Annotated in this window: 16 protein-coding genes and 1 pseudogene; 3 read left to right on the top strand and 14 right to left on the bottom strand. The window is 62.3% G+C overall.

All coding sequences use genetic code 11. The features are described from left to right. Positions 1-191 precede the first annotated feature (191 nt). The 3 genes and pseudogenes from I6L36_RS01400 to I6L36_RS01390 all read right to left on the bottom strand — a co-directional run bounded on the left by I6L36_RS01400 (position 192) and on the right by I6L36_RS01390 (position 3507). On the bottom strand, positions 192-557 hold the full coding sequence (locus I6L36_RS01400) for a VOC family protein (RefSeq protein WP_049636770.1): 366 nt from the start codon (positions 555-557) through the stop codon (positions 192-194). Between the two features lie 122 nt (positions 558-679). Next, positions 680-2125, bottom strand: a pseudogene (locus tag I6L36_RS22120) (chitinase). A gap of 188 nt (positions 2126-2313) precedes the next feature. After that, the gene (locus tag I6L36_RS01390; RefSeq protein ID WP_049636771.1) at positions 2314-3507 is read right to left on the bottom strand and encodes a methyltransferase; all 1194 of its coding nucleotides are present in this window, start codon (positions 3505-3507) and stop codon (positions 2314-2316) included. A gap of 179 nt (positions 3508-3686) precedes the next feature. Here I6L36_RS01390 and I6L36_RS01385 point away from each other — a divergent pair, with 179 nt between their 5' ends. Continuing rightward, positions 3687-4265, top strand: coding sequence for an alkylphosphonate utilization protein (locus I6L36_RS01385; protein WP_049636772.1), 579 nt, complete (start codon positions 3687-3689; stop codon positions 4263-4265). A gap of 341 nt (positions 4266-4606) precedes the next feature. Here I6L36_RS01385 and I6L36_RS01380 read toward each other — a convergent pair whose 3' ends face one another. Beyond that, a complete protein-coding gene (locus I6L36_RS01380) occupies positions 4607-5632 on the bottom strand; it encodes a Wadjet anti-phage system protein JetD domain-containing protein (RefSeq protein ID WP_049636773.1) in 1026 nt (341 codons plus the stop codon). A gap of 253 nt (positions 5633-5885) precedes the next feature. Further along, positions 5886-6290, bottom strand: coding sequence for an IS200/IS605-like element ISAs26 family transposase (gene tnpA / locus I6L36_RS01375; protein ID WP_125117317.1), 405 nt, complete (start codon positions 6288-6290; stop codon positions 5886-5888). Between the two features lie 57 nt (positions 6291-6347). Here tnpA and I6L36_RS01370 point away from each other — a divergent pair, with 57 nt between their 5' ends. Further along, positions 6348-7574: an RNA-guided endonuclease TnpB family protein gene (locus I6L36_RS01370; protein WP_102948426.1), complete on the top strand. Its 1227-nt coding sequence runs from the start codon at positions 6348-6350 to the stop codon at positions 7572-7574. A gap of 16 nt (positions 7575-7590) precedes the next feature. Further along, positions 7591-8151 carry a hypothetical protein gene (locus I6L36_RS01365; protein ID WP_080988556.1) on the top strand — a complete coding sequence of 187 codons (561 nt, stop codon included), beginning with the start codon at positions 7591-7593 and terminating at the stop codon, positions 8149-8151. Positions 8152-8223: 72 nt separating this feature from the next. Here the strand turns inward: I6L36_RS01365 and I6L36_RS01360 are convergent, their stop codons facing one another. The 9 genes from I6L36_RS01360 to cmoM form a co-directional block, all read right to left on the bottom strand. Then, complete coding sequence (locus I6L36_RS01360; RefSeq protein ID WP_052816250.1) at positions 8224-8715, bottom strand: histidine phosphatase family protein; 492 nt, start codon at positions 8713-8715, stop codon at positions 8224-8226. Between the two features lie 342 nt (positions 8716-9057). Then, a complete protein-coding gene (locus I6L36_RS01355) occupies positions 9058-9366 on the bottom strand; it encodes a putative quinol monooxygenase (RefSeq protein WP_042879252.1) in 309 nt (102 codons plus the stop codon). A 265-nt stretch (positions 9367-9631) separates the two neighbouring features. After that, positions 9632-10117 (bottom strand): GNAT family N-acetyltransferase, encoded by a 486-nt coding sequence (locus I6L36_RS01350; protein WP_049636016.1) that lies wholly within the window; start codon positions 10115-10117, stop codon positions 9632-9634. 16 nt (positions 10118-10133) lie between these two features. Then, complete coding sequence (locus I6L36_RS01345) at positions 10134-10607, bottom strand: cupin domain-containing protein (protein WP_052816254.1); 474 nt, start codon at positions 10605-10607, stop codon at positions 10134-10136. Positions 10608-10895: 288 nt separating this feature from the next. Further along, positions 10896-11282: a septal ring lytic transglycosylase RlpA family protein gene (locus I6L36_RS01340; protein ID WP_052816256.1), complete on the bottom strand. Its 387-nt coding sequence runs from the start codon at positions 11280-11282 to the stop codon at positions 10896-10898. Between the two features lie 150 nt (positions 11283-11432). Further along, positions 11433-15860, bottom strand: a complete 4428-nt coding sequence (gene mukB / locus I6L36_RS01335; protein ID WP_104452958.1) for a chromosome partition protein MukB — start codon at positions 15858-15860, stop codon at positions 11433-11435. 45 nt (positions 15861-15905) lie between these two features. Then, complete coding sequence (gene mukE / locus I6L36_RS01330; protein ID WP_029314572.1) at positions 15906-16643, bottom strand: chromosome partition protein MukE; 738 nt, start codon at positions 16641-16643, stop codon at positions 15906-15908. Further along, the gene (gene mukF, locus I6L36_RS01325) at positions 16624-17943 is read right to left on the bottom strand and encodes a chromosome partition protein MukF (RefSeq protein WP_039040724.1); all 1320 of its coding nucleotides are present in this window, start codon (positions 17941-17943) and stop codon (positions 16624-16626) included. The genes mukE and mukF overlap by 20 nt, the downstream gene beginning before the upstream one ends. Before the next feature lie 114 nt (positions 17944-18057). Further along, on the bottom strand, positions 18058-18834 hold the full coding sequence (cmoM, locus tag I6L36_RS01320) for a tRNA uridine 5-oxyacetic acid(34) methyltransferase CmoM (RefSeq protein ID WP_039040723.1): 777 nt from the start codon (positions 18832-18834) through the stop codon (positions 18058-18060). Positions 18835-19001: the final 167 nt, after the last annotated feature.

The following is a 19001-nucleotide window of genomic DNA, read 5'->3' as shown; positions in this document are numbered from 1 at the left end:
TGGGGCGACAGACCGGGCGAACGGGTGCTCGCCTTCTTGCCGCACCAGATGAAGTAGCACGGGATCCGGGGGGCGACAACTGACCATACCGGGGCCTTACCGCGAGGCTGAGGCTCCCGGAGCGGGAAAATCCCCCTCTTTATTCATCGTATGAATGACTCAACACACCCCATGCACCGGATAAATAATGGTCAGGTTCCCTCCTGCAAGGCGATGCGATTCCCCTCGCAATCCCGACACTCCGCCACCCGGAGGCTCTCCCCGACCCGGGTGACTGGATAGAGACAGGCCCCGCCCGATGCCAGTGCCCGGGCCATGGCCCCCTCGATGTCAGCCACCCGCAGATAGATCCGGGTGCCATCCAGGCTCGGCACATAGCTCTCCCCCTTCGCCAGGGCGCCGGAGCAGCCCGCCGTGCCACTTTCCAGGGGAAAGAGCGCCATCTCGTTGCCATCGATCTGCACCCGCTCCAGCACCGTCTCGAAGACCCCCTCATAGAAGCGAATGGCTCTCTCCAGATCCTGTACCGGAATTTCAAAATGAATGGCGATGTTCATGGTCATCCTCCCTCGGTGTGAATCCGCACTCTATCAGTGCCAAAAGAGGCGCAACAAGCCAGCGCGGCGATCAACAAGGGAGGCGCGCGGCCTCCCCGGGGTGCTTGCGCTTGTACTGACTCTCAGGTCACCGGTGCCCAGGGGTCGCCCTTGCCCGGCTCGTTGCCCTGGGTCCACCACTTGGCCTGATAGATGATCCCCTTGTGGCTCACCTTGTTGCCCGCGGTGTAGACCTTGCCTGCCTCCCAGGCCGGTACCCCGTCCACCAGTGGCGTGCCGGGGTCGACCGGGGCCGGATCCAGCGTGGCCACCACCCGTACCTTGGGCCAGCTGGCGTGGGAGCCGTAGAAGTTGGTCACGCACTTCTCGTAATCCCCCGGCACCAGGGCCGAATAGGCGGTCTGGTACCCCACCAGATCACACTCGAAGGAGTAGCCGCCGGGTCTGTCCGGGTAGTATTTCCAGTTGCCGTCCCAGTTGGTGTAGAGCACGTCGGTGGCGCCGTTGAGGTTGAGGCTGCCATAGGGGATCTGCTGCCAGCAGGTGTTCTTCTCGTCCGCCAGCAGCGGGATCCCGTAGTGGGCCGCAAGCCCCTCCCAGTAGCGGATGCAGTTGACCGGCTGGCCCTTGTCTTGTTCTGCTCGCCGCACCTCGATGCCACCGTTGATGATGTTGATGGTGGTGCCAAAGCCGTAGCCGATGCCCGCCGCCAGCTCACGCTGGGAGGGCACCCAGGTCCGGTCGATGACGTGCAGCATGGCGGGTTTGGGAGCCTGGGGCGTCAGGAAGAACCAGATGGCGGAGGCGAGGTTGAGCCAGGAGTCCGCCACCAGCCCGGGGTTGTTGAGGAGCACGGTGGCGTCGCCGTCGAACATGGCCTCGGAGAAGGCGCCGTAGTTGAAGTGGTAGGAGAGCTGCTTGGCGCCGCGACCGAAATAGCCCTGACCGGTGCTGCAGGGCCAGCGCCGGTTCTGCCAGTCACTCTGGCCACACCCCGTGGTGTAGCCGGTCTGCCCCTCAGACCAACCCATCTCCCGCACGTGCACCAGGGCCTATTGCCACTCCTCCAGCCCAAGGGGGTTGTCGGAGACATTCTCCTTGGCAATGTGGCCGCCGGTCTCCTGGGCAAAGTGGGCGAAGGCGGTGATGATGGACTTCTTGCAGATGGCGTCCGCATTGCGCCCGTCCGTGTAGTCGCCGCAGAAGGCGGGGAACTTGCCCACCGCCCGCAGGAAGCGCTCGTAGGTGTACTCCGGGGCGGCCATCTGGGTCAGGAACTCCCAGTCCGATTCGGTGAAGACCCGCTCGACCCGCTTGACGTTGTCCGGGTTGCCGGGGGCGCGTGCCACGATGGCCTCCACCACCGAATTGGGCCGGGTGGCCAGGGCGTGGGACCAGATCCCGTACATGAGGTTGGCGGTCTTGGCCTGGGCCGCACTGGCAAGATCCGCCGCCGCCATCACATAGCCGCCGCTGTTCTGGGGATCGGGCTGGATTGTCATGGCGCTCTGGCCGGGCAGTGCCCAGACGAGGGCAACCAGGCAGGCGGTACGCGTGAGCATGAACATGGGTAACCATCCTTGTCTTGAAAATGTCAGGGCGAGCATAGGCATCCTGACAACTAAATTCACGACAAGAATTAAGAATTTGGCGAAATTGTGAGCCATGCCTCCCTGCACTCAGATGGCGCTCGTTTGCAGGGGGATCCAGCCCCTGGTCTTGCGGCCGCAGCCATCCGACCTGTCCGGACTCTTGCTCAGATCCCCCCTGCGCGCACCGCCCGGATCAGCAGATTGCGCGGGGTCATGGGTTTGGGACAGAAGGTGCCCACCTCCACCCGGTAGCCCTGCTCCTCGAGGAAAAGGGCGCGATCGAGCAGCAGCCAGATTTCCAGGGGACGGCGAAACAGGTGGCGCACCAGCTCCATGCGGGCGACATCGCCAAAGCGCCGCTCCCCCTGTGCCAGCAAGGCGGCGTAGTCGAGCCCCGCGGGCAAGCCCATCCCCTTGCGTTCGGCGGCCCAGTGGCAGAAATCCTCGAAGCCCCCGGTCAGCAGGCTCTTTTGCAGGTTGGGCACCGGCAGGTACTCATCCACCCCGCGCACCTGGCGCTGCAGGCAGTCGAAGGCGAGGCGCCACACCACCTCCCGCTCCCGCAGCCGGGCGATGCGGGCACCGCCGGTCACCGTCTCCTGCAGCGGCAGCTTCAAATCGCTCTTGCCAAGGCGCAGGGCACTGGCCCTGGCGGCCCGAGAGAGGGGCGCGTAGTGCTCTCCTCTGATGAGGTGGTAGCAACACGGGGAGAGGGTCACCCCCTGGGCACGCCCCTCGGCCACCCGCGTCAACAGATGGGTGTGCAGATCGCCGCAGGCATGGAGCGCCATGGCGTGATGGTGCGGGGCGATGAGGGCCCCGGACTCGGCGGCAAAGGCATCCGCCTCCACGAACCGCATGTTGGCGCCGTCGCGCGCGGCGAGCCGCCGCCCCTCCTCGCAGAGCGCCCCCTGCCACTCCAGGCTAAGGATCTCCGCGCCACGGTGCAGCGACACCAGGCGCCCCAGATGCCCCTTGCCGGCGCACCACTCCAGATAGGGACCTTGGTGGGGGGGCAGGCAGCCGGTGAAGGCCTCTATCTGCCCCTGCTTGCGTCCCGGCATGTACATCGCCATGGTCCTGGCGCACTGGACGGGCTCTGGGGCGAAAGGGGCAAGCTCGCCGAGGGCCTGCAACTCGGCCCCCGCCGGGATCCAGGGGGCAAGCAGGGTGCAGAGCGCATCCATGTCCCCGTCGAGGTGCGCTATCTCGTCAAGGGTCAGGGCTGCCAGGCACTTCGCAAGGGCTGGCGCCTCGCGGGCAAAGGCGATCCCCAAATGGTGATAGGGCTGGTATTGCCACCAGCGTCGCTCGGCGGTGAGCAAGCAGTCCAGTTGTCGAAAACGGTGGGCCAGCACGGTGAACCTGTCCTTTGGCGCAAAAAGGGAGGCTCATTCTAGCGATCTGCCGTCAAAAAGCACTCGCCTGTGCGCCGCTGGTAGCCTGACAAAAAGCAGGGATTTGTGCTATATTCCGGCCCCTCATTCGCGCAGCCCGCCACGGCGAGCAGCTTTACCCCTATAAACGGAACCCAATCATGACCATCAATGCCATCCTGCAAGCCCGTGCAAATGCCAAATGCGAGCTGTGTGGCGCAGAACATGCGCTGACTGCCTTCCCGGTGCCGCACTCCCCCGCCAGCGACGACGACCACAGCGTGGCCCTCTGCGCCACCTGCCGCGGCCAGCTGGAGCAGCCGGACACCACGGAGGTGAACCACTGGCGCTGCCTGGGTGACAGCATGTGGAGCCAGGTGCCGGCGGTGCAGGTGATGGCCTGGCGCCAGTTGAAGGCCCTCGTCGCCCGGGGCGAGCTCTGGGCCCAGGACATGCTGGACATGATGTACATGGAAGACGAGGTCAAGGCCTGGGCAGACGCCGGCGTGACCAGCGACGCTGACGACAGCGTGCCGACCGTCGACTCCAATGGCGCCGTGCTGGTGGAAGGGGACTCCGTCACCCTGATCAAGGATCTGGACGTCAAGGGCGCGGGCTTCACCGCCAAGCGCGGCACCCTGGTCAAGGGCATTCGCCTGACCAACAACCCGCTGCACATCGAGGGCAAGGTCAACGGCATGCAGATCGTGCTGGTGGCCGCCTACCTGAAGAAGGCCTGATACCGCCCCTTCAAGCCAGAAGCGCCCCCAGGGGCGCTTTTTTGTTGCCTCTGTTTCCTGCCGTTCGGGTGGCACTCGCGGGAAACTGGACTATCCTGCAAACCAGTTCCGCGGTATGCCCCTCCCCTGACTGTCAGTGCGCCAACGGAGAGGGCCTTCCCGGCACGCATGGAAAGACCCCGGGCACCCTGATCCCCATGGCGCCCACGAGACAAGGAGCCGCCCCATGGCCAGCAAGAAAGAGATCAAGAAGAAGATCGCCGCCCGCCAGGCGAAAATCGCCAAGCACGAAAGCAAGATCAAAAAGCTGAAAAAAGCCCTGAAATAGGGGCTGACAACCATTAAAACCGCCTGATGGCGGTTTTTTCATTACTGCGTTGGCCGCAAGGCGCGTCGAGTGGCCATGACTGCCAACCTCCGGCTAGCACCAATACTTCCTGTTCCAACCACAATCCCCTTTCGATCAGATATATAAGGACCTCTTCCAGTTGCTTGCCATGCTCACTCACCACGGGGACCTCCTCCCATGGGATCTTGCCTCTGCTGATCGGTTGCCCCTCCAGACGGCGGATCAGAGTGCGGGCATAGTGATGAACATAGGCCATCAAGGTGTCGGGTAGCCAAAGAGCCAACGGACGACGAAGGGCATGGGCCAGCTCGTTAGCGATATCCAATCCGCGCTGATCCAGATCGCCAAAATGGGCCCAGGGTACGGCAGCCGGCAACAGCGGGAATACCTGACGTGCCAACTTGGTATTGCGGCCAGGCACATAGAGCAACAACTCCCCCACTTGCAGCGGGTAATCCACGAAAGCTCCCTTGTTCTCCACCGTGACCAGTTGCCGCCCCTGCCACTCAATGCCATGTAACTTACTCAAGCAGCGCTCCGGTAAGACCAGCTCTCCCAATAGTGCCAGTTGCGCCCTCATGTCGTGGCGCAGTCCGTCCTGGTCGATGAGTGACAGCGGGCTCAGCGTGCGAAGTCGAATCACTTCATCCTGTGTCAGCGTGATGTCGATAGCATCATTATCTGGATCTATCCCGCTCTTGCTGTCCCCATGCCAGAGGGCATGAAAACTGGCCTGGTTTAGATGTGCGGGCAGGTCCACCCCGAGAGCCCGTATCGTGTCACGCCTGTCCGGCATCACTGGTGCAACCTGTGCCAGCTGTGCTGCGAGATAATTCCTTCCAGCATCGGTCAACACATGACGAGCCCCTCGTCCCACTGGCTTGACTCCACCCACAGCCTGCAGGAGATCTCTCAACTCGCGGCCATGCTTGCTATCGAGTGAATATCCCTGGTTATTAGTGTCTGCCAGCAAGCGGGCACAGAGATCCTGCACACGACGCTCATCAAAAAGTGACATCCTCCCCCCCTCTTTCATTGCGGTTCCATATGGCCAAGTAGAGGGGATCTTTCTGTCCACAACCGTGACCTGTCTCGCACCAAAGGAAGATCGCTCTTTCAAACCGTCACCCGTCCACAAGCTCGTGGCAGGATGGTCAGCGGTTACGATTGGCAATCCATCGACATCGGTGAAATCAGTATGCTGCGACGCCATCTTAAATGCGAAAGGGGACTCCCTCCGACGTAGGTGGGAGGGGAATTTCGCCGGGGCGTCAGCCCCGCTGGTTTTGAATGTATTGCTTGATCACCTCCAACGGTGCTCCGCCGCAAGAGCCCGCAAAGTAAGAGCGTGACCAGAGTACGGGTTTGCTGTAAGCACCTCTCAAGTCCAGAAATTCATTACGCAGTCGCCTTGATGTGACCGCCTTTAACGAGTTCACCAGTACCGATAGCTGCACCGTTGGCGCGTACTCTATCAGCATGTGAACATGATCAGCCTCTCCGTCACACTCTTTCAGTTCCGCACCAAAATCTCTGCAAACCTCTGCCGCACACTGACCGAAGGAAGCGTGATGCAGATCCCCCAATATCGGCTTTCGATACTTGGTGATAAACACCAAATGTACGTGCAAAATGTAGGCCGCATGGCGTGATTTATTAATTTTAGTGAATTGCATTCTGTCACTCAATCGGGCTTAATAGATATGGCAATAATGCTACACACTGAGCGCTAAATGCAAATTCTGAAAGCCTACAAATTCCGACTCGAACCGACAGCCCAACAAGCGCAACGCCTGCGCCAGTTGGGCGGTTGTGCTCGTTATGTCTGGAATCACGGGCTGGCAGAAACCAAACGCATTCTGGATGCTGGCGAAAAACTGCCTTCTGCCTTTGAGCTGAACAGGATGCTCACCAGTTGGAAGAAAGACCCAGAAATGGCCTTTCTGGCCGAGGCATATACCGACAACCTCCAGCAGAAGCTCAAGGATTTGCATGGCGCGTGGATGCGCTGCTTTGATAAAAAACTCGCCGCCAAGGCTCCCGTTTTCAAGAAGAAAAGCGACAACCGCGACGCTATCCGCTTCGTCAACTTTGACAAGTATTGCCGCCTTGAAAAAGGTCGCGTGAAGCTTCCTGCCGGGCTGGCGTGGGTCAAGTTTCGCCAGTCCCAGCCAGTTGAAGGAAAAATTAAAAACGCGACCGTCAGCCAAGCAGCCGGGCACTGGTATATCTCCTTTCAGGTCGAGCAGGAGACGCTTGAGCCAATTCACCCCTCCGGCTCAATGGTCGGGCTGGATGCGGGGATCGCCAAGCTCGCAACCCTGTCAGACGGCACGGTGTTTGAGCCCGTCAACAGCTTCAAAACCAATCAGACCAAGCTGGCAAGGCTCCAACGCCAGTTGAGCAAAAAGGTAAAGTTCAGCAGCAACTGGAAGAAACAAAAAGCCAAGATCCAGCGGCTGCACTCACATATCGCCAATACCCGCCGCGATTACCTTCACAAGGTCACAACGACTATCAGCAAAAACCACGCGATGATCGTCATTGAGGATTTGAAGGTTGCCAGCATGTCAAAATCAGCAGCGGGCACGACCAGCCAGCCGGGGCGCAACGTCCGGGCAAAATCAGGGCTGAATCGTTCGATATTAGATCAGGGCTGGTTTGAGCTGCGCCGCCAGCTCGAATATAAGCAGGCATGGCGAGGCGGTCAGGTGTTGGCGATAAACCCGGCCTACACGAGCCAGCAGTGCGCCTGTTGTGGGCATACTGCGAAGGATAACCGCCAGACGCAAAGCCAGTTTAAATGCGCTGCGTGTGGTTATGAGGCGAACGCCGATGTGAACGGCGCTCGCAATATTTTAGCGGCGGGACACGCCGTTTTAGCCTGTGGAGGCGTGGTGCAATCAGGCCGCCCGATGAAGCAGGAACCCGGTACTGCGCGAGCAGCTATCACCCAGTAATGGGGATCCCCCTCCTGTGACGCGAAGCGCTAAGGTGGGGGAGGATGTCAACAACCACAAATACGCCGAACAGCTGGAACGCTCCGGCTGCACCCAGGTGACCGAAGCCCAGGGCTGCGATATTCACAAGAGCAAGGCGGAAAACGCCAAGGCAGGATTTGGCACCGCCGCCCCGGCCGCCGACGGCGGATTGAACATGAGCTATGAGCAGAAGCTGGAGCGCTCAGGCTGTACCCAGGTGAGCGAGCTCAGCGGCTGTGACATCAACAAGAGCAAGGCCGAGAACGCCGCCGCCGGATTTGGCGCCGCCCCCGCAGCGGCCAGCGCCAGCCCCTACGCCGGCAACGGGGTCGCCACCTTCCCCGAGACGGGCGCCACGGTCGCGAACATCCGCATCGATGACAAGGATCAGGTGTGGGTCAACGACAAGCAGGTCAGTACCAGGAAATCCGACGGCGCCCTGGTGTTCAAGGAGGGCATGGTCATCTACACCATCCAGGGGGATCGCCGCCTCAAGGGAGAAGATGGCTGGGTCGACAACGATGCGGGCACCAAGGGGCCCATCGCGGCCAAATGACCCCGTCACCATCACGACAAGGGGAGCCGCGGCTCCCCTTGTCGTTTCTGCATGCCTGCAACCGACGCCCCCCTACCTCTTCTTCGGGAAGTCCAGCACGGCCACCACCGGCGAGCAGGACGGGAGCGCCGACCAGGAGGGGGCGTCGAAGATGAAGCGGGCGACGGCACAGGTCGGCATGCGAGTGATACCGGAGGAAAAGCCATGAGCCAGGTCGGTGAAGGCAGGATCATGACCCACCAGCAGTACGCAGGCGAGATCATCTGAAAGCGCCCCCACCACCCCGAGAAGGGTCCCGGCATCGCTCTCGTAGAGGCCCTCGTCGATGACGATGCGGTCCGGGGAATAACCCAGCTCCCCGGCAAGCAGCCGGGCGGTCGTCAGGGCCCGGCAGGCGGGGCTCGAGAGGATGAGATCGGGCTTCACCCCAAGGTGCGCCAGACGAGCCCCCATCAGGGGCGCATCGCGCAGCCCGCGCGCAGCCAGCGGACGAGCGCGGTCAGACAAAGACGCGTCTTCCCAGCTCGACTTGCCATGGCGTACCAGGATCAGGGTTCTTCTCATGACGCACTCCCTGGTTGATCAGGGCCACAGGCGGCCCCTCAGACAGCCCCCCGTTTGCCAGCATGAAGGGGCAGGAGCACCATGGTCAGCAGCACACCTTCTACCCCCCAGCCTACCTGTTCCCAGTGTACTGTCTCCCCGGTCAGCATGCCGGTGAGCAGCACAGTGGCGCAGATGAGGGTCCAGCCGGTCAGGTGGAGGAAGGACTCCCCCGGTAGCAGCGCTTGATCAGGATGGGGTTCAGGGCCATGGCCACACAGCCGAGCAGGTAGATGCGATTGCCGGGAGCGAGGCTGAAGGCAAAAAGCCCGATGAGGGGACCATCGGGCTCTGCGGCAAGGATCAGGGGCTCACTTCTTCCATGAAGACAAGCCGAAGGGGTTCGGCCAGCAGTTCGTCCGCCTGGCGAGCGAAAGCCTGGAAATACGCGGTCTCACAGTGGGCATCCAGGGCGGCCTGACTCACGAAGGCTTCCCGCATGTAGAAGGTGCCGGGTTCATCCTTCAACTCGAACAGCACGTAATCGAGGTTGCCCGGCTCCTGGCGAGTGGGGTCAATCAAGGTAAGCAGGGCATCGCGAAGGCGCTCTCCCATGCCGTCACGGGCCTTGAGCACTGCGATCGATACCAGTTTGTCTGTCTCTTTTTTCATCCAGTTTTCTCCGTTGTACATCGTCAACACGCCAGAGAGTGCAACCTGGACAGCGATTTATACTGCCGGATGCTCCCCCATCAGACGTTGCCCAGTGTAGGCAGGACGGTGGGGGCCATATAGGGGGGCAGAATGAACACTGTGTTCAACGGGGTGGATAACCACGCCGTGCACGGAGGAACAAACGAGCGGGAGGGATCATGGCGCAAAGGGTGGCAACGGGACCCGCCAGGAGGCGGCACGGCTTGCGGCCCCCTGGTCCAGGCTAAGGGCCTGCAGACCAGCGCTCAACGTCAAGGCAATAGGTGGTGAAAGGGTGTTCGCCCAGGCGCGTTTTCCTCACCCAGATGGCCCGTCTGGCGAGGGACAGATAAGGCGGGCGGGTATCCAGCAAGTGAAAGAGTATCGTCCGATGGCCAAGCTCCCTCGCCCACCCCATCATCTCGTTGAAAATCGCCACGCCGCTTCCCCAGCCGGCCTTGGCGAGCACGATGGCAAGCTCCACCCCCTCGTCATCGGGCTGGATACCGCACCACCCCGCCAGGGTGCCGTCGAGGAAGATGGCGCGCACGCGGCAACCTGGCCGGGCGTCGACTCCCAGCTTGTACGCCATCCAGTCGCGCACCCCGGCCACATCGAAAAGCGGGTGAGGGATCAGGTGCTTTCGCAGCGTCTCGTCGTTGAGCAGCGGCAGAAAATCCTCTGCCCTGACAGCAGAAAAGGGGCTGAACACCATGGAGGTCTCTCTCATTGCCCGAAGAGGCACCCTAGTAGGGGGTGCCATCCTTGTGTCTGGCTGACCAGGCGCCATCGGCACCCTGTACCAGGGCCAGATCGTCGTCGGGATAGTCGACGGTGTCCCCTGGCAGCCTGTCCCCCACCTCGAGATAGACGGCGTCCACCTCACCGTGGTTGAGCAACTGGTGGGCCAGGCCGCTGCCCCCCTTGAAGCCGATGCACTCCCCCGGCGACATCCGGTACTCCTCCTCCCCGTGGCGCAGGGTGGGATTGCCCGAGAGCACATAGACGAACTCGTCCTGCAGGCCGTGATGGTGCTTGAGCGCCGAGATGGCCCCCGGTGCCAGGGTCGTCAGGTTGACCCCGAAATTGGCAAGGCCGAAATGATCCCCCAGCCTGCGCCGGGTGCGGTGCTTGACCAGGGAGGCAAAGGGCTCCGGATAGAGGGACTTTGCCTTGTGCTCGGGGATGGCCGTTGCCTGAATGGCACGCTTGTCAGCCATGTTCTGATCCTCCCAGTGAATGACGTCTCTCTTTATAGCCTGCGCCTTAGCGGCGAAACATGGGCAGGGGGTTGAAAGGGTGTCTCACACACCATGCCATGCCCGGTTGCCGCCAGATGGCAAAGACACCCTGTTTTTCGTTTGGCTATCTTAATGGCACACCGGAAAATGGGAAGTCGCGTTGGCGACCTCACCAATGGAATGAAGAAGATGGCCCGCGATCACCGGGAAATGCCCTCTTCCAGCGGCCCGGGTATGGAGGGGCACCGGCACATGCAGACCCGGTGACTAGAGCACCTCAATCCTGACCTTGATAAGCCCGGATCGGGGATTGCCGATGGCGCTGAACGCCGCCCTGGAGAGATCGATGATGCGCCCGCGGGGGAAATTGCCCCTGTCGTTGACCCGCACCACCACGCTCTTGTCGTTGGCGAGGTTGGTGACCCTCACCAGGGCGCCAAAGGGCAGTGTCATGTGGGCGGCGGTGTTGGCGTGGCGCTGGTAAGGCTCCCCGCTGGCGGTGCGCTTGTTGTGGTAGCGATCGGCGTAATAGGAGGCAAGCCCCGTCTGGGTATAGCCTCGCCAGTTGCCCGCACTGCCTGCATCAGGGTGGCTGCTGCAGGCGGCCAGCAGCAGGCACAGAGAGGCCAGCAGCCCTTTTTGTCGCGTCGTCATGCGTTGCTTCCTCGATGGGACAGAGCGACCAGCATCGCCAGTCAGGCTTCCGTTAACAGGGGCCTACTCTCTCACATTTCCCATGGAAAACGGGAGGCCCAAGCCTCCCGTTTTGCGTATCGCTCCGTCAGCCCCTGTCAGGGGAAGATGTCAGGCGATGAGCTTGTCGTCGGCGAAGCCAAAGCCGCGCAGCCCCACTACATGCACATGCTCGTGCTTGCCCTGCACCTTGCGGATGAGCTTGTAGGTGGTGCCCTTCTCGGGGCTGATGTTCTCCGGCGCCGCGATGAGGAGCTGCATGTCCTGCCGCTCGCACAGCTCGAACAGGGTGGCGATGGATTTGCCATCAAGCCGTGCCGCTTCGTCCAGGAACAACAGGCGGCAGGGAGCGATGTCCTTGCCGCGCAGACGGCGGGACTCCTCCTCCCAGCTGATGAGCACCATCAAGAGGATGGCCTGACCGGTGCCGATCGCCTCGCCGGTGGAGAGGGCGCCGCTCTCGGCCCGCAGCCAGCCGTCAGCACCGCGCTGCACCTCGATCTCCAGCTCCAGGTAGTTGCGATAGTCGAGCAGCACGTCCCCCATCACCTGATAGTTGCGCTCCCCCTGCTCCACCTGCGGGTTGAGACGCTGGAAGAGCTTGGCCATGGCCTCGGAGAAGCTGAGCTCCTTGTCGGCGAAAAGATCGTTGTGCATGGCGCTCTGATCGGCGAGTGCGGTCAGGAGGCGAGTGTGGGCCTCGCGGATATTGACGTTGAGACGCACCCCGCGCACCAGACCGAAGGCGATGTTCTGCAGGCCCTGGTTCAATACCCGGATGCGGTTCTGCTCCCGGCGGATGATGTTGGTGATCTTGGCCGCCACCTCGTGGGAGGAGAGGGACAGATGGGTTTCCCGCTGCTTGAGCTCGTCGGCGAGGCGCGCCAGCTCGATCTCCATCTCCTCGATGGCTTCCACCGGATCGTCCGAGCGGATGATGTCGTTGCGGATGCGATCTTTCAGGTAACGGTAGACCTGCACATAGAAGGCGACCTTCTGCTCGGTGCTGCGGTTGCCTTCCGACAGACGCAGCGCATCGCGCAGGGCCTCGTCGTGGGCCACCGCCACCCGCAGGGCGCCGAGGGCCTTGTCCGACATGGAGCGCAGCTCGTCGCTGTCGAGGTACGCCAGCTCGCGCTTGTTCAGACGCTTCTCGACGTCGGTCTCCCGTGCCAGACGCACCACCCGCGACCAGCTCGCCTTGTGACCCACCAGGGATTTGCGGGCGCTGTAGTAATCCTTGCCTTCGAGCTTGAGACGACCGCCAAGGGACTCGATTTCGCGCTTGCACACCTGCAACTGGGCCTCGGCGCTGGTGCGGCGGGTCCGGGTGCGGATAAGCAGCTCTTCAATCTCTTTCTTGTGGGCACGGGCCTTCTCTTCCATGTCATCCGACAGGGTCAGCCCCATGGCCGCCAGCTCCTGCTCGAACTCCGCCAGGGTCTGCCCCTTGGCCGAGGCGCTGGAATCGAGCGCCGTGCGCAGTTGCAGCGCCTCGGTGTGGCGCTGGGTGATCTGCTTGTGCTGCTCACCGGCGGTGCGGGCGGCAAGCTCTGCCGCCTTGAGCTTCTCTTTGAGTCGCTCGCTCATCTCGGAGGCCTTGCCCAGCAGATCTTGCGCATCCTGATAGGCAAAGTGCGGCAAACGGGCCACCAGCTGATCGAGGGCGTAGCAACGGCGCTTCTGCTCGGCCAGCAGGTCGCTCACCTCGTCAAAGGCCGCCTGCAGGGCCGCCAGATCCTGGGGATCCTGGCGCAGCACCTGCACCATGGTTTCCAGTTTTTCCAGCGCCTTGCCGTGCCTGGCGATAAAGGCTTCGGCTGTTTTAAGGGCCTCCACATCGGCGTGAGCCGCCTCGAGGCGGGCCGCCAGGTCTGCCTCGGCAAACAGGTGGGCAAAGGGCAGCATCCCCTGCACCAGCTGGATATGGCGGGTCAGCTGGGCGGCGGCGGCTTTGGCATCACTCAGCTGCTTGTCGCACTCGGCGATGGTTTCTTGCAGCTTGCGCTGCTCGTGCTGCTTGGCCTGCACCTCGGCTTCGGGGTCCGGGCGGAAGGCGATATCCAGATGCTGGCCGATAAAGTCGCGGAAGTGGCCGTAGAGACGGTGGTACTTCTGCTGCTCGAAGGCGGCCTTGGCGTAGCCCTCGATGAGGTTTTCCCGCTCAAGATCGAGCTGCTCGATCCGTTTTTCCCGGGCGGCGCGGCCAAACAGCGGCAGCTCGGGGTAGCGGGAGAAGCGCACCTGACGTTTGCTGGTGCGCACCAGCACGGCGTCCCCCAGCTCATCAGCTTCCACCAGATCCTCGTCAAAGGAGTCGGGGTTGCCCTGGATGAGGTAGATATCTTCCGGGCAATCTTCCAGCTTTTTCAGCCGCTCGATGGCGCCTTCGAGGTCGAGCACCACCAGGGCGCTGCGAGCCGGGCCGTAGAGCGCGGAGTAGTAAGGGGCATCATCGATGGAGATGTCGTCATAGACGTCCGAGAGCAGCACGCCCCCCACCTGCTCGGCGATGCGGGCAAGACGCGGATCCGCCTCGCCGGCACCCAGCTGCAGGTTGCGAATTTGCATCTCCAGCGCCTGTTTCTGGCCCTGAATGCGGTTGCTCTCCTGCTCGAACTCCCGCTCCTTGTCGAGCACGCTCTGCATGCCGGAAGAGAGTTCTTCGGCGGTGGCCAAGGCCAAGCCACTCTGCTCGCGCAGTTGCTCGAGTTTTTCAAAGGATTTGAGCCAGCGCGGGGCCAGCTTGGTCAGCTCCGCGATATCGCGACCCAGCTGAGTACCCTGATGCTCGAGGCTGGCGCGGCGCTGATTGGCCTCTGCCTGCTGCTCGGAGAGCTCCTCCTGGCGGGTGCGCTGGGCTTCGAGGAAGATCTCCAGCTCGTCCTGGCTAGCAATGTGCTGACCAGACGCCTGGGCCAGCTCGTCTCGCAGCCGCAAGAGCGTCTTCTGGCTTTCGCTCTCTTTCTCGAGGCGAGCCAGCGCGGCGCGCAGACCCTGCCCCTGGGCAATGCGGGCCTTGTCTTCGATGTGGCGCTTGAGCAGCGCCTGCGCGGTGGGCCAGGCAGCCTCGCGCACTGTCTCGGGTGCGATGCTGAGCAGCAGCGTCAGCGCCGCTTCGTGTTCGGCCACCGCCGCCTTGGCCAGCGCCAGCTGCTGCTCGGCCCCCAGCACCCGGCTGGTGAGGCTCTGCTCGGCTGCGCGGAACTGGTGCAGGGTGTCGCTCGCCTGCGCAGGCTCGAGCCCCGGCAGTTCGCACTGCTCGCGGGCGTTTTCCAGGGCCTGCACCGCCTGACGGTACTGGATGGCGCGGGTCTGCTGGATATCGAGCGCCTGCTGGTAGTCGGCCAGCTGGGTCTTGAGGCTGTCCACCTCTGCCTGGGCCAGCTCCTTGCGCTCCTCCACTTCCAGCAACTGGCCGTGGATCTCTTCCACCACCGCCTGCTGCTGCTCGAGCTTGTCGTTGAGCTCCGCCAGATCGGCGCGATAGAGGGCAATCTTCTTTTGCAGGGCCACGGCCGCCATCACCTTGGCCAGGTGCTCGGCGGCGGACTCCAGCTCGTCGGTCAGGAGCTTCTCGCGGTTGGTGAGCTGATCCACCTCGTCCGCCAGATAGATGGCGCGCTGCTTCTCCTCGGCCAGCAGACGGCGTTTGCCGGCGAGCTCAGAGCGTGCCTTGAGGGCCAGCTCGGAGAGACGGCTCTTCTCGGCGGCGCCCCGCACATACTCCGCGGCCACATAGTGGGTGGTCTCGGTGATCAGGTTCTTGAAGAGATCCCGCTGACCTTGGGTCTCCTTGATGGCTTCCAGGGTGCGGCGGTTCTCGTAGATGGCCGCCTCCATGTCCTGGAACGCCTTGCGTACCCCGGAGTTCTCCGGCAGCAGGTATTCACGCAAGGAGCGGCTGATGGAAGACGAGATACCGCCGTAGAGGGAAGCTTCGATCAGGCGATAGAACTTGCCGCGATCCTTTTGATCCCGCAGTTTCTTCGGGGTGATGCCGAACTCGAACATGAAGTTGTGATAATCGGTCACCGTATTGAACTTGGCGACCTTGATGGCGCCGAGCTCCGCTGCCGCCCCCTTCAGATCAGCGAAGGCACGTACCCGACCCTTGCCGTCGTCGAGCTTCTCCAGCAGCAGATCCGTGGGCGCCAGGTGTTCGGGCACATCCACCAGGGCGAACGGAGTGATGTTGACCTTGTTGTCACGGTTGGCCACCTGTTCGAGGTGCACACCGACCCAGATCCGCTGCTCGCGGCTGTTCATCACTTCCAGCAGCGAATAGCAGTGGCCACGCTGCAGCTTGCCGTAGAGCCCCTTGTCGCGGGACGCGCTGGAGGAGCCCGCCTCCGTGGTGTTACGGAAATGGAGCAGTGACTGGTCGGGAATGAGGGCCGCGATAAAGGCCGCCATGGTGGTGGACTTGCCCGCGCCGTTACCGCCGGACAGGGTCGTGACCAGCTGGTCGAGATCGAAGGTGCGGGCAAAGAAGCCGTTCCAGTTGACCATGGTCAGGGATTTGAATTTGCCTCTCACGCCACACTCTCCATCAAACCGGCAGACACCATCAGTGCCGGCACATTAACGTTGCAGATCATCTTCCACCTCCAGCTCCAGCTGCTCTTCGTCCAGATCCTCTTCGATATCCTCGAACAGGGAATCGCTGCTCGGCATCTCGTCGTCGTGGAAAATGGCCTCCCCTTCCTGGATCATCCGCAGTTGCACCGCGCGGGGATCCTCGTCGGAGCGCACATCGGCGGCGAAGCGGAACACGGACTCGTTGACCCGGAATTTGTCGCTGTTGCCAAGGGGGGTGATCATCCCGAGGCGCTTGAGGCGACGCATGGAGGTGCGGATTTTCTCGAGGAGCTTCTTCTTGTCCAGATCCGTGCCGCCGGAGCGGCTGTTGACCATGCGCAGCAGTTGCTTCTCGTCCGCCAGACTCAGCACCTCTTCTTGCAGCTCTCCCATGGCGAACACCCCTTCAGAGGCGAGCCTGTCCGGGCTCAGGAACAGGTAGCAGAGCACCTTGCCCACCAGCATATCGAGCTCAGATAACACTGTTGTACCGATGTCGGCGCTCGGGCGCGGACGCAGGTAGAAGAAGCCTTCCGGCGCCTTGATGAGTTCCACCTGATAGCGGCCGTAGAAGATCTCCAGCTCCTGGTGGTACTCCACCAGGGCAGAGTGCTGCTCGAATTCGTCGGCACTGATGTGGCGACCGGAGCGCAGGGCGGTGTCGATGCGCGGAAACAAGGGGTTGGCGATGGCCTCTGCGAGGCGCAGGGGCAAGGGGAATTCAGTATTGATCGATGACATAGGCCTGAACCTTGGATCCAGCTTGGTTGATGGGTTTCCATGCGGGTTGGCGGTGGTGCTCGCGCTCACCGCTGGCATGGCCGAGACGCACGGCCTGATCGATCAGGAGGCGCGCCACGTCGAAGTGGGCATGGGCCGGGTAGTCCAGCAGGTATTCCCGCAGCACGTCGGCAAGATCCAGCCGATCTCCCTGCTCCGGATAGCGGGCCAGGTAGCGCTCGATGCGCTCCGCCAGCTCCTGGTTGATGTCCACCATCTCTACGTACTCCATCTCGAGGGGCACCTCGCCGGTCACCTCCTCGTCGTGGATGGCGATGGTTTCATCCCGCAGCTCCAGCAAACGGGGCTCTTCGGCCACCCGCAACAACCAGCTGTGCTGCTCGAAGTTGCGGATGGATTCCCGCAGCCGCTGGCTGAAGGCGCGGTTCTTGTCCATGTCGATGGCGTTGCGGATGAACTTGTGGACGTGCCTGTCATAACGGGACCAGAGCTCGATGCACTGCTGGCCCCAGGCGGTGATGACATCCAGACGCCCCTGCAGGGCGTGGGTCAGCTCCTCGACGTGGAACAGATCATCGCGCCCCTGGGCCGCTTCCTGAATGTTGAGCAGCCCCGCCTGCAGGCGGTGGCCGGCGGCGTCCAGGGTGTCCTGCAACTCGCGCAGGGTCTGGCCGGTCTCGTGCAGGAGCTTCTCGCAGCTGTGGATGGCATCGACCCAGTTCTGGGTCAGCAGGGCCGCGATCTCGCTCTTGACCTGGTTTTGCTGCTCGTCCATGGCGCGCTGGGTGAGATCGATGCGCCCGAGCGTCTCTTCCAGGGAGAAGGAGAGACGCGGCAGCACCTCGGCGTCCCACTGCTCCCGGGTGTTGGTCTCGAGCGCCGCCTTGCGGGCGGTGTCGAGCTCGGCCGCCAGGTGCTCGAGCAGGATGGAGAGCTTGATGGAGTCCACCTGGCGCTGATCCATGAAGAAATCGACGATGCTCATGCCAAGGCGCGACAGGCGGTAGAGGCTCTCCCCCGCCACCATGTCGGTGGTGAAACGCGACAGCAGTTGCTGACGAATGAGATCGTTGATGGCGTTGTTGGCGCGACCGGTGAGGGTCTCGTCCATCTGGCCGAAGGCACTGCTGACATAGCCAAAGGCATCGTGCAGCGCGGCCTCCGAGAGATCAGACTCGTCCTCGGAGAGCGTCTTGATCGCTATCAGAAAGGCCAGCCTGTCGGTGGGGAGGTTCAGCGCCAACCCCTCCTGTCTGACCCATCCCACCGTCTCTGGCAGGGTACGGGATGTACTCATCATGACGTTATCATCTCGTTGTTATAGTCGGCAGGTCTTTGCCTGCCGTGGTGATATAGGCCGGGGTCGGTGGCGCCCCGGCGGCTGGATCCCGCATCGTATTCACGCCGGTGGGGCTCAACCGGCCGGTTTCTGGGCCATCACATGGATGTAGCGCCCCAGGGAAACAAAGGGCTCCTGGCGGCAATATTGCTGCTCCATGGCCAGCAGGTCCTCGAACTTCTCGACCTGATCCTGCTTGTGGCGCATGTAGTCGTGGATGACACGCACCCCGGTCTTGCCGATGATCCGCAATCCCCCCCGGCCTATCCAGTCATAGACCTGCTCCGGCAACTGGGGATTGGTGGGTGTCAGGGCGGTCTGGCGTTTCTTGCGAAGGCCCAGGCGCACATAGTCAAAATTGCCCACCACCAGGCTCTGGAACAGGAGGCCGTGACGATTGTAAAAAAGCAGCGACAGTATGCCCCCTGCCTTGACGAAAGGGAACAGACCCAGCAAGGTCTGGCGCGGCTCGGCGAGCCACTCCAGTACCGCGTGACAGAGCACCAGATCGAAGGTGCCGGTCACCTGGTGCTTGAGATCCTGAATGGGGCAATGGATGAGACGAATTCTGTCTTCCAAGCCCTTCTGGGCGATCTGCTCCCGGGCCAGATCCAGCATTTCTGCCGACAAATCGCACAGCTCCACCTGATGGCCCATGGCCGCCAGTTTCTGGGCGAAGTAGCCAAAGCCGCCGCCGGCATCCAGGATGCGCAGCGGCCGGTTGCCCAGGCGCGCCAGGCAGGCTTCGATGTCACTCCAGACAATGGTGGTGCGAATGCGCCCCTTGGTGGAGTCGTAAATGTTGCGAGCGAACTTGTCCGCGCGCCCGTCAAAACTCTGATCTTGCTTCAAGACACACTCATCTTCGACCGCCCCGCCATGAGGGCCGCAGGAGGAACCACACAGGATTGGGCCACAGGAAAAAAGAGGGGTATTCTGTCACATCCCGAATTTGCTGAAAACTCAAGGACGTGTCTGTCGTGTTCGAGCTCAACTTCTTTGTCATCAAGAAATGGCTG

The organism is Aeromonas sp. FDAARGOS 1406 (assembly GCF_019048565.1).
Lineage (GTDB): Bacteria > Pseudomonadota > Gammaproteobacteria > Enterobacterales > Aeromonadaceae > Aeromonas > Aeromonas caviae.
This window is presented reverse-complemented; position numbering and strand designations above follow the sequence as displayed.

What these genes read in the sequence shown, in the direction of transcription:
- I6L36_RS01400 (WP_049636770.1), bottom strand. Translation starts at nt 557, where the DNA reads ATGAACATCGCCATTCATTTTGAAATTCCGGTACAGGATCTGGAGAGA.
- I6L36_RS01385 (WP_049636772.1), top strand. Translation starts at nt 3,687, where the DNA reads ATGACCATCAATGCCATCCTGCAAGCCCGTGCAAATGCCAAATGCGAG.
- I6L36_RS01380 (WP_049636773.1), bottom strand. Translation starts at nt 5,632, where the DNA reads ATGTCACTTTTTGATGAGCGTCGTGTGCAGGATCTCTGTGCCCGCTTG.
- tnpA (WP_125117317.1), bottom strand. Translation starts at nt 6,290, where the DNA reads ATGCAATTCACTAAAATTAATAAATCACGCCATGCGGCCTACATTTTG.
- I6L36_RS01370 (WP_102948426.1), top strand. Translation starts at nt 6,348, where the DNA reads ATGCAAATTCTGAAAGCCTACAAATTCCGACTCGAACCGACAGCCCAA.
- I6L36_RS01360 (WP_052816250.1), bottom strand. Translation starts at nt 8,715, where the DNA reads ATGAGAAGAACCCTGATCCTGGTACGCCATGGCAAGTCGAGCTGGGAA.
- I6L36_RS01355 (WP_042879252.1), bottom strand. Translation starts at nt 9,366, where the DNA reads ATGAAAAAAGAGACAGACAAACTGGTATCGATCGCAGTGCTCAAGGCC.
- I6L36_RS01350 (WP_049636016.1), bottom strand. Translation starts at nt 10,117, where the DNA reads ATGAGAGAGACCTCCATGGTGTTCAGCCCCTTTTCTGCTGTCAGGGCA.
- I6L36_RS01345 (WP_052816254.1), bottom strand. Translation starts at nt 10,607, where the DNA reads ATGGCTGACAAGCGTGCCATTCAGGCAACGGCCATCCCCGAGCACAAG.
- I6L36_RS01340 (WP_052816256.1), bottom strand. Translation starts at nt 11,282, where the DNA reads ATGACGACGCGACAAAAAGGGCTGCTGGCCTCTCTGTGCCTGCTGCTG.
- mukE (WP_029314572.1), bottom strand. Translation starts at nt 16,643, where the DNA reads ATGTCATCGATCAATACTGAATTCCCCTTGCCCCTGCGCCTCGCAGAG.
- mukF (WP_039040724.1), bottom strand. Translation starts at nt 17,943, where the DNA reads ATGATGAGTACATCCCGTACCCTGCCAGAGACGGTGGGATGGGTCAGA.